The organism is Paraburkholderia sp. RL17-381-BIF-C (assembly GCF_046026435.1).
GTDB lineage: Bacteria > Pseudomonadota > Gammaproteobacteria > Burkholderiales > Burkholderiaceae > Paraburkholderia.
In genome coordinates this window covers 1-9,851 of the sequence record NZ_JARESX010000135.1, presented here as the reverse complement: position 1 = coordinate 9,851, position 9,851 = coordinate 1, and the positions used below count along the sequence as shown (strand labels likewise).

Genomic DNA, 9,851 nt, shown 5'->3' with positions numbered 1-9,851 from the left:
TGCCGGCATTGCCATGATCAATTCGATCGGCAATTTGGCGGGTTTTTTGAGTCCCTATGCGGTGGGCTGGCTCAAACAGGCGACGGCCGCGAACGACTCCGGGATGTATATGCTCGCGGCGTTTATGGTGCTCGGCGGGTTGCTGGCTATTAGTGTGCCGGCGAAGATGGTTAATAAGTGAGAGGTTGAGGTGAGGGCCTTGGCGGCGATTGCTGCTGAGGCTTTCCGCGATTTGTCGAAGAAGCGACCTCTTTGCGGCTCAGAACGGCTCGACAAATGCTGGTCGACTGCTGCCAAGGCGTGAGACTGTAGTCGGCCACAAGCGGCCTGTCGACGGCGTCATTTAGGTGGTCAACAATCCACCTAACTAAACTACGGGCGAAGTGCCAGATGGCTGATCAACATATACCAAGTCGGAGTAGTTTGCAGGATGCATTGGATCGTGTTGTCGACGAGCGGTCTTTCATTGATTTCCTGCACGCACTCGCTGGTGACTGGACCGTAGCGCCCAGTTCTGATGCCGCAAGTCCCAGGCTTCCGCATTCGAGTCCTGCTTCGGAATGGCAGAATGGATCAATCGGTTCGTTTTTTGAGGCGGCTGCTACTTGGGGCGATGCGTCCAAGAATGGCCTCAGGTTTTACAACGTCCCTACGAACCCTTGGCGACGAGCTGCCGACATCCTGCGCGCCGGGAAAGAATACGAGTGAGTAATTTGCCACGTGCCCGTCCACGGCCACTTGCGGGTATCAGACATCTCGTCCGAGATTGTCGACACTCGATTTGTCCATAGCCCAATTCAATGCACTGTCCTTATTGCGCCGCAGAACTTGTCGACGACGGCGCGAGAGAGCTCCGATGTTTGGCGACGGGCTCCCTATTCAGCCGTTCCATCCGAGTTCAGTTTGAGGCTGCTGCCTTGAATGGTGCTCTCCCGTCCCGGAAAGCCGTTTCGTTCAATCTGGGACGATGGTTTTGTCCCCGCTGCTCTCAGGAGACTGAGAACGGCGTTTGTACTAACTGCAGCTTCGTATTCACTGCCGGCCTGGCGCGAGAACTCCTCGAGCTTAATCCGCATGTTGGCACTCATAGCGCGAGTTGACTGTCCGGTTTGTAGAGCAGCGACTGTCCCTTGCGGGTCGCGTGCTGCCGATCGCGACCCAACGGGGTCGCATGCGCGCATGCAAGATGCATGAGACGGTACCCGGCCAAGAAGGGTCGTTCAACGTTTAAGCCGAATGACCGCTTTGTGGCCAACCGGACATTGGCGCTGTACAAAGCGACGACTGCTGCCGGCACGAGCTCACATTGAATGCGAAGCCAGCGGCCTCAGCTAGAATCGGACATCACAAAGCTCAAGGAATCGAAAGATGCTCGGCCAAACTCAGATCATGTTGTGCCCCGCATTCGAGCTTGGCGACGATAGCGGACCGGTTTCTGTGTTGGAGCTGCCACTGCGCCCCGGTGATTTCTTCCTCTACGGGGACACAGTTTTTGTGATCGAGAACGCCTTTGCGACGTTAGACGTTCCCGCTCCCTGCGCGGGTCGTGTAGTTCAGGTCCTTGCGAAGGTCGGCGACAAGGCGACGATCAACACACCAGTTCTTGAGATTGAGCCGATGACGAACGTTCTCCGAAAAGACCTCGACTCATACGGCCAAGAGGAAGACTCAGCGCCTCAGCCAGCGAATAAAGCCGTGTTCTTGGTTCACGGGCATAACGACCTAATCCGCGAGATGACCGCACGCGCCATAGAGAAGGTCGGCCTGACAGCCATCATCTTGAGCGAGCAAGTGAGCCGCAGCGAGACCATCATTGAGAAACTGGAACGCTACGACAACGTCCACTTTGCTGTCGTGCTGATGACAGCAGACGATGTTGGCGGAAAGAAGTCGCCGACTCCTGTACTGCAGGACCGAGCCCGTCAGAACGTCATCCTCGAACTCGGCTATTTCATGGGCAAGATCGGTCGCAAGCAAGTCTGCGTCCTGTACGAAAAAGGCGTCGAGCTTCCGTCCGATTACTACGGTGTTGTCTACATCGAGATCGACGACCGCGGTGCTTGGCGCTACGCCCTAGGCAAAGAACTCAAGGAGGCCGGCCTGCAGGTGGACTTGAACAAGCTTTAGCCGTTAGCTGGACAAGTTGACGTCTTGGGACACCTTCTCGGCAAAATCCAAGCGGCCTTACCCAAAGCGAACACCCGGCGCAGTTGGTCGACTGTCTGCAGTCGATCGAGTCCAGCATCGCGACCGTTTGGAGCCCGTGATTGCAAATGTCTATCGAATCTGGCGATACCCGGCCACAACCGGTCGGCCGCGTGTGTCCGCATTCGGATTGTCCAAAGAGTTGGTCGCCGGCCGCCGTGCCTGTTGATTCCGGCCGAGTGAAGCAAGTCACAATGGTGCCGCGCACGTGGCCTTTTTGATCGAACCTATGTTTTTTCTCAATGTTGCGCGTTGCGCGCATTCTTCCGGCGCCTATTTGGGCAGTTCTTCCGCGTCCGCCATAATTTTGATCAGGTCGTGCGTCATTTCCCTTGGCACCTGCGACACAAGTAGCCTTAGTTGTAACTTGAAGAGATCTAACCTTCGACCCCAGAAGCGTTTACGTTCACCTGTCGTTTCGTTGCACTGCGCTCGGATAAAATCCAAACTATCGCGGGCCTGCTGAATCTGGATTGCGAACTCGCCTTTGAAAGGCATTGGTATAAGTCGCGTTCCCGTCACTTTCACGCGCGTGCCCTTCGCTTGAATCTGTTGCGCCATCGAACTGATGTCAGTGAGCAACGCCGAGATCGAGGTGCGAACTTTATCCGCGCTAGTCTCTGGATAATCATCGTCAAGGTAGCTGAAGGACATGTTCCTCGCATACGAGCCTAACTTGTCCTGCATTAAGCTCACGTGCTCCCAAGCATGCGCGAACTCATTCCTGATTTTGCGCAGGTACTCGAGGTCTTTGAACTGTTCCTCGTTGATCAAACCGAGGGCGTAGCTAGCCTTGATCCGCGATGAGAATGTGCCCAGCGGCGCGTTGAAACCGGTCAGCAGATCTTTGCTCGCCTCGACGGGCAGCATGAATGCTTCGATAAGCCGTCCCAAGGCTTCCTCTGCGAACGCGGCCAACGACAGGATCAGACCACGTTCGTCGTGGTCGTGCAGCGTCCTAGTTAGTCGATTCAGCGGGCTAAAAACATCATCTTCCTTCTTTGGGTGCTCGTCCTTCTTCGGGGGCGCCATGTTTCTCCTTGATTTTCCTAGCAGTGAGGCTCATTGAACCATCTCGGCCTTGTGGCTGTCGACCTCCTCAGCGAATCTCACCCAACGCGAAGATCAATGCGTTCGCTTTTCGTCAATCAATCGGCGGGAGCGGAGGTCCGCTCCGGGTCGATCTCGGCCGGTCCCGATCGCTGGCAATTTACCGACGCCGACATTCGGCAACGCATCCAAGGTTTCCGGACAATGCTGGGCGCGGTCAACCCCCACGGGATCGCCATCGTTACGTCTTTTCACGAACTTTGCATATGGGCTCGTATCGCCCGGTTTCATGCCTCATTGCTTCACCCAACCCATGCGCACATACGCATCCGAGCAGGTATCAATCTCGTGTTGCGCGATGATCGGAAAGACGCCGGGCGTCGATGAGGTGCATTGCGCTACCTGGCCGGTCTTGGCATCCTTGAATACGGCAGGCGTCGTACACGCGCAGAGCGCGAGTGGCACGATCGCTGCAGCAAGCAACAGGCTCGTTTTCATTGTTCCTCTCTCGGTCGTTGTTGTCAGTGCCTGATGTTTGGACAACCTTTGTATAACGACTAATCGATCGAAAAGTTTAGTCGAAGGCGCATAGACGGTGCCCCCATGTTCGGCGTTCTCAAGTACACCCGGCGCAAGGAACGATTAGCCGGTGCGGGCTAAACTTCGGGTGGCGAAATGCCGTTAAGCCGAAGTGCTGACAATAATAGCGAGGGAACGCAATGAAACTGCTAGTCCTATGCAGCGTGGTGCTCGCGCTTGCCGGTTGCACTGACACGGGACCGATAAAAGTCGGTCCTGACACTTACACGATTTCCACACGTGTCCCGTTCGGCGGTCCCGCTTCGGCCAAGGGCCAAGCCCTGACGGAGGCGAATGCCTTTTGTGAGTCGAAGACCCGCGAGATCCTGCTCGATCACGAACAGGCAAGCGAATGCGCGTTGCACGGCGGTTGCGGCGAAGCCGAAATCACTTTCTATTGCCTAAAGCCCGACGACCCGCAGCTTCAACGCCCGAAGTTCAGGGCCGAAGCGAATCAGCGTATCGAAATCCAACAGAAGTAGCTGATCTTCACGAAAACAGAAAAATGAAAAAGACCTACACGGCGATGGTTGTTCTCGCGTGTTTAACGGCAGCGTGCTCAAGCACGGGGGTCGTGCCGACGGACGGTGATACATACACAGTGTCCAAGCGAAGTGCGCAAGTCGGGTTCGGTCCCGCTGACGGGCCGAAAGCTGACATATACCGCGAGGCAAACGACTTCTGCGGGAAACAAGGTAAAAAGGTCCAAACAGTGTCATTGCAAATGACCGATTCAGGGTTCGCCCGACCCGCCAGCGCTTCGTTGCAATTTCGCTGTGTGTGAACGGCGACCTCTGGCCACGAACAGACCTTCGAGCGGAGTTTGGCCGAGACGTTCAAATGGCCGATGCGCATAACGAGCGGTCATTGACCGTCGCTCGTAAGACGGATTGCAGAAAAGTCGAAGCTGAGCGAACCGCTGTCTCCATGTCGAACGACATTCAGGGCGCTGAGTCTCTCAATTAGGGCGCATTCAGTTCCGATTTGCGGAATCTCGACGGATAGGCTGCTATCTAAGCGCGGGTCGCGCGAATTTCTCTAGCGCTTCTAACGCTGTGGTAATCCGCGTTGTCAACTCGTTATCCGTTGCCCCCCGCGAAGCAAAAACCTGCGACCTCACTTTGCGCCCGAATTCGCGATCCACTTTGAAGTTTTCCCCTTCACTGCGCAAGTCGTCCACGTAGCTCTCCATCGCGGCGTTCAACATCACGACGCAATCGACCAGTTCACGGGTTAGCGGCCGGACGTCGCCGCCCAATATCGCCTCGGCTTCGAGGCTCCTTGTTTCGAACTCTGTCATTGCTGCGCCAACCGGGGACCACCGGGCAGCGAAAACATGAGTGTAGGCCCGCACCTTGTCATCCCAACGAATCTCACTGCTCAAGGACTGGCTCTCGCGATATTCGGCGGGAAATTCGCCAGCGACAATGAGTGGAGCCCGGCAATTGGCAATTGCCTCACGCAGTGCGTACGCTGCGCGCATCAGACTCAATGCAGCGTCAAAGCGCGTCCTTCCGCGTAACTCCCGAAGCCAGTTGTTCAAACCTCTCCATGCCACCGTGGCCGTGACGGCACCCGCGATCGCCAGAGCAATATCCTTGCAGATTGACACAAGTGCCGACACGTCCGCCATAAGCACCGGCGCCGTCCCGGGCGAATTCTTAAGAGCGGACGCTGCTGACGGCAGTTGAAGAACGAATCCGATGGCGATCAAACAAAGCCCGAGCTTTGAATGTCTTTGGTATCGCCGCGCTCGCTCCGTGGGCTCCATCGCCACGTACGATTGCTCATTGAGGACATCGAGGTTTGGTAGGCCGTAAATAATGGTCAGGACCGCGCCCGCGAAGGCCAAGCCAAGGCCTGCAAGATTCGCAAAAGCGAAGAGCATTGTGAAATTCATCGTTGGTTTCAGTCCCGTCTAGATGAGCCAGTACGAAACGAGCGGCTGTTTCGGGAAAACGCGCCAATAGCGAACTGCCCGCCCGATCATTGACCTTCCAACTCTAAGCTCTGTCAGAAGTCGATATAACTCCCGACTTGATACAGTCACGGACGTTGGCAGCCCGATTTCCGCGATGTTTGCCTAGACTGCCGCCAATGAATTTTGCGATAGGAAATGCTCAAACGTTCCGATAGCTTTTCGGCAACAGTTTTCCATGATCGGAAGAATGCTCACGTACTTGTCTATCTGTCGAAGGTCGCTAACATTTAGGGCTGTCCCATCCTTTAAGACAAAGTGGGCCACGGCGTCCCTATATCGCTTGGTCAGATATTCGCTCATGAAGAGTTGCATCGATTTCCCGACGTACTCCATCTGCTTCGAATCGTAAAAGTCGTGCTCGGTTGGTTCCGGAACCAGGTGTACAAGGGACTCGGAAGAAGTCCCAGCCGCCTTAGCCGCCTTCTTCAGCTTTGGCTGGAGTGCGGTCATAAGCCCGTCGAGTATCTTGTAGTAACAAAAAAACTTGTAGATCATGCTGGTCGAATTCTTCCCCTCTCGGTACATGGCGTAGTAAGGGACCAATAGCCCTAGAACGGGAGTTGCGCCAGTTCCCAGCACCTTCGAAATCTCAGAGTGAAATACTTCGACATCTTGTATGTGGTGAAGCTCATCAACGACTGAAATCTGGTCGATGTGGTACGGAACATCCGCGAGATAACAGAAGTAATCGAGTAATGGCCGGACGACGTTATGAAAAGCTAGACGTGCCTCGCCTGACGAGTGCGCCTCACATCGGAAGCTGATCGCTGCAAGCTCCCGCTGGGAATTCAGTTCAATTGTGCACTTGACGTCATTGGTTGTTGAGATCTCATAGGCCTCCCCAGTACTAGCAATGAAGAAAGAACCGCCCGTCTCCGCATCGAAGTTGACTTCAATTCCCTTAGGGGGTGTCATCGCTTTCGCTAGGCGCGCTCTCACATGGAACGAACGGGCGGAAGTGTCGTTCACTCTGGCACGTGACATTGTCTCAGTCTCATCTTTATAGACCGGTACGATGGTGAGTCGAGAGGGAAATCCTGCGCGACCAAACTGGTCGAGAGTAGTTGATGTTTGACCGGTTTCAGTGATCTTCTTGATGGGCATATTCGAGTCGGCTATAGAGTTACAGGATCTCAGCAATTGCTATGCTTTCGCGCCATATTGTGCCTCGTCGGCAACGCCATTGCTCGACGCACCACCGTCGGCAATTCGCTAGGGTGCAGACGTAGGTCCCGACCCGCGCCCACGTCCATAAAATGCGATGATCCCCCAGTAGCCTTCCTGCGACGGAAGTCCGCTTGACTTCGTAAAGAGCCGTTGGTGCTTCGACATGCCGAAAGACTGTTCCGGGTGGCAACGGTCCTCCACGTCGGTCGGTAGCCGGCCCACTTCATACATTCGATTGCGTCGCGCGAACGGCGCTACCGGGCGAACCACGTTATAGCCCCGGTCGCCAGGTCCAGACTAACCCCCGGAAACCGTGGAAATGAAGATGTACCTACTAGGGTATTTCCCCCCGTGCTTGTATCGTAGACGAAATCGTATGCTGTACCGGAACTCATATAGTTAATGTATTCAGTGTTCTGGCCTTGCTTGTTGAATTTCCAGAGACTTCCGCCTGTACCCTTGTCGTTCGATGTGAGCATCTGTGTCTGCCTGTAATAACCTTCAGGATAGTTATACAGAATCTGGGTGTAGCCTCCAGTCGGCAAAATGACAAGCTGTTCTTCCAAAAAACCGCTTCCGTCGTAGCTGGAATGATAAAGACGTCCGTCTATGCTTTGGCTGGCAACGGTGCTTTTTACACTATCGTCAAACCAGAATATGTTTTTCCCTGGATTGAATGTAAATCCCGGCGAAATAGGCGCACTTGAATGCGCAATACCATCATCGTCAATCGTCCACTTTTCTCTCGATTCCTCGATAACAATGGTGCTACCGGCGAGCGAAGTGGGATCGTCGGTTTCAAATATCACTGATGTTGAGTTTTGAATATAGACATGATTCACTAGACCCTTAACATCCACGCGATTTCCACTTGCGACAAATATAAAATTATTGTCACATTCCACAGTGACCGTGTTGCCGGTCCCATTGACATATATAAAATGGATTGGGGCCGTGCCACCCGCCGTGGAGTCTGCCCTAACAGTGTAGTTTTGTCCCGCACCTGAAATCCAGACTTCAGAGGCGGCGCCAATCTGATCGTTAGTGAACACATTGGAGAAGCTGCCGTCTACGAATACATTAAGCCGCGATATGGTCGATTCAGCCAAGTTCCACACGGCCTGATTTTCAGGCATGCTATTCAACTGTAGAAGTGTATCTTCAACCCGTGCACCGTATATATATTCAACGCCGTTAGCAAACGTAATGCGCTCTCCACCTTTAGGGACTGTGTTTGCGCCCGTCGGCATCATCACTTGCCAGTCATATATCCATCCAGCACTGTCGATTTGAGGCACCGGTATGCAGCCGGAAAAGCATTGTTCGAGTGTGGCTGAAAAAGTGTCAGTGAATGACGCCTGTTCGGAAGGCGAAAGTTGGTCGTAATAGGAATGAATCGGAGCTTTCAGGAAATCGAACACGTCGCTGAGCTTCGCCGTAGCCGGAATCTCCCATGCTGCAACTGTCAGGACCGCGCTGAGTATGCCCAGGCCGACTGCTGAGACTGGAGTGGCAGAGAAAGCGCGAACGCTTAGCGCAGCTGCAACTACCCCCGTCAACTGACTTATCTGTACTTCTCCAACGCCTTTCTTGTACGCGGTATCCGCCACAGCCGCGATTGAAGCCACTAGGCCAATCTTCGCGGAGTTCGACGCAAATTTGCCCATCAACGCGCCGGCGGCCGTTGAATCCTGCGCGAACTGTTGAAGCATTTGAGTGCTCCCAGTTGCTACCCCAGTCACACTCGCGGTGGCACTTACCGCTGCACTGAATTTGACCAATGGGTCCGCCTGATTCTGATCCAATGCGCCCGAAACGTTATTTGCGGCATCGGCGGAACTTACTGTTCCGTTGATCAGAAAATTAACAAATGAAGACACTGCCCGAGACGTTGCAACTGAAGCCATGCTTTAAAACCTCCTCATATCAAAACGCAACGCACTGCGAATAGACATACTCCACAACACGACAGCTACTATGTATAAGCGCGACAGTAGAAAATCCATGCTGCGCATACTTTTCAACTTTGAGTATGAATCAACCTCCGATAGCAATTCCTCGCCTGATAAAGTTGATACATTTGTGAGCCAGTATTTACCTTTGCCGTTGACAAGATAGAAACCTTGCATCTCTAATTTAACGTTATCACCATGCGTTTTCACGAACCCCCGTATTCCGGAATACTCTTTTACATATTCGACCGGAAGCAGTTCGCCGGTACTGTACCGAAATGCACAGAAATTTCTTTCTGACGATCTCGCGGGACAGTTCTTTGTAGCAAATATTCCAATTTCTTTTACGATCGGCGCAACCGGCGGCAAATCTCCCTGATAAGGCTTCGTCGCGATATATGAAAGCAAGGGCGAAAATAGCGTAAATACGATCGCCATTTCCAGAATCAACCTGTCGTCTTTTTGTCGCCCAGACAGAGTTGCATCCGCGCGGTATAAAAGCCTAGATATCGCATTGAAGATATTCATTAAATTCGATTAAATCTTCCCGATTTAAAATTCCAGCCAACAGAGTCTATGATTAAATTTTTAATGGCGAACAAAGAAATGCCTTGAAACTGACGAAGCAAATCTGTTTGTTGGCAGAGAAATTTCTGAATTCAAAGCGCATGAAAACGTTTCACGCTTGAGGCGTTAATGCCACAATCCGCTCCGTTTCCCGGTCTTCACATTGAACAGATCACGTCCGTCGGACTGGTGCGGTCCGCGGTTTCAATCGCGCGAGATATCGTCGAACGCTCTCCTCAATCTGCTGCTGACGCTTGTCGGTCTGCCGGGCGTGTAGTTCCTGTCACGGCTGGACCAACTACTCTTCAGTCTCAATTGCTCTTATCCCTTCAGCCAATCCCACCATTTAC

The 9,851-nt window shown here is 53.4% G+C and carries 8 protein-coding genes and 1 pseudogene; 3 read left to right on the top strand and 6 right to left on the bottom strand.

All coding sequences use genetic code 11. The annotated features are described in order from the left end of the window. Positions 1–181, top strand: a pseudogene (locus P0D70_RS35650) (MFS transporter); the annotation flags it as partial. A 1,187-nt stretch (positions 182–1,368) separates the two neighbouring features. After that, a complete protein-coding gene (locus P0D70_RS35645) occupies positions 1,369–2,127 on the top strand; it encodes a TIR domain-containing protein (protein ID WP_408187975.1) in 759 nt (252 codons plus the stop codon). A 351-nt stretch (positions 2,128–2,478) separates the two neighbouring features. On the opposite strand, the gene P0D70_RS35640 is transcribed toward P0D70_RS35645, so the two are convergent. Continuing rightward, a complete protein-coding gene (locus tag P0D70_RS35640; protein WP_408187974.1) occupies positions 2,479–3,237 on the bottom strand; it encodes an MltR family transcriptional regulator in 759 nt (252 codons plus the stop codon). A gap of 312 nt (positions 3,238–3,549) precedes the next feature. Further along, complete coding sequence (locus P0D70_RS35635; protein WP_408187973.1) at positions 3,550–3,753, bottom strand: hypothetical protein; 204 nt, start codon at positions 3,751–3,753, stop codon at positions 3,550–3,552. A 221-nt stretch (positions 3,754–3,974) separates the two neighbouring features. On the opposite strand from P0D70_RS35635, the gene P0D70_RS35630 reads away from it, so the two are divergent. Beyond that, positions 3,975–4,316, top strand: a complete 342-nt coding sequence (locus P0D70_RS35630) for a hypothetical protein (protein WP_408187972.1) — start codon at positions 3,975–3,977, stop codon at positions 4,314–4,316. A 527-nt stretch (positions 4,317–4,843) separates the two neighbouring features. Here P0D70_RS35630 and P0D70_RS35625 read toward each other — a convergent pair. The 4 genes from P0D70_RS35625 to P0D70_RS35610 form a co-directional block, all read right to left on the bottom strand. Beyond that, entirely contained in the window at positions 4,844–5,734 is an 891-nt protein-coding gene (locus P0D70_RS35625) for a hypothetical protein (protein WP_408187971.1), read from the bottom strand. A 183-nt stretch (positions 5,735–5,917) separates the two neighbouring features. Beyond that, positions 5,918–6,919: a methylamine utilization protein MauJ gene (gene mauJ / locus P0D70_RS35620; protein WP_408187970.1), complete on the bottom strand. Its 1,002-nt coding sequence runs from the start codon at positions 6,917–6,919 to the stop codon at positions 5,918–5,920. A gap of 317 nt (positions 6,920–7,236) precedes the next feature. Then, complete coding sequence (locus tag P0D70_RS35615) at positions 7,237–8,889, bottom strand: hypothetical protein (protein ID WP_408187969.1); 1,653 nt, start codon at positions 8,887–8,889, stop codon at positions 7,237–7,239. A 3-nt stretch (positions 8,890–8,892) separates the two neighbouring features. Further along, positions 8,893–9,462 carry a hypothetical protein gene (locus P0D70_RS35610; RefSeq protein ID WP_408187968.1) on the bottom strand — a complete coding sequence of 190 codons (570 nt, stop codon included), beginning with the start codon at positions 9,460–9,462 and terminating at the stop codon, positions 8,893–8,895. Positions 9,463–9,851 lie beyond the last annotated feature (389 nt).

Excerpts from the sequence above, each read along its gene's own strand:
- P0D70_RS35645 (WP_408187975.1), top strand. The coding sequence starts at position 1,369 with ATGCTCGGCCAAACTCAGATCATGTTGTGCCCCGCATTCGAGCTTGGC.
- P0D70_RS35640 (WP_408187974.1), bottom strand. The coding sequence starts at position 3,237 with ATGGCGCCCCCGAAGAAGGACGAGCACCCAAAGAAGGAAGATGATGTT.
- P0D70_RS35635 (WP_408187973.1), bottom strand. The coding sequence starts at position 3,753 with ATGAAAACGAGCCTGTTGCTTGCTGCAGCGATCGTGCCACTCGCGCTC.
- P0D70_RS35630 (WP_408187972.1), top strand. The coding sequence starts at position 3,975 with ATGAAACTGCTAGTCCTATGCAGCGTGGTGCTCGCGCTTGCCGGTTGC.
- P0D70_RS35625 (WP_408187971.1), bottom strand. The coding sequence starts at position 5,734 with ATGAATTTCACAATGCTCTTCGCTTTTGCGAATCTTGCAGGCCTTGGC.
- mauJ (WP_408187970.1), bottom strand. The coding sequence starts at position 6,919 with ATGCCCATCAAGAAGATCACTGAAACCGGTCAAACATCAACTACTCTC.
- P0D70_RS35615 (WP_408187969.1), bottom strand. The coding sequence starts at position 8,889 with ATGGCTTCAGTTGCAACGTCTCGGGCAGTGTCTTCATTTGTTAATTTT.
- P0D70_RS35610 (WP_408187968.1), bottom strand. The coding sequence starts at position 9,462 with ATGAATATCTTCAATGCGATATCTAGGCTTTTATACCGCGCGGATGCA.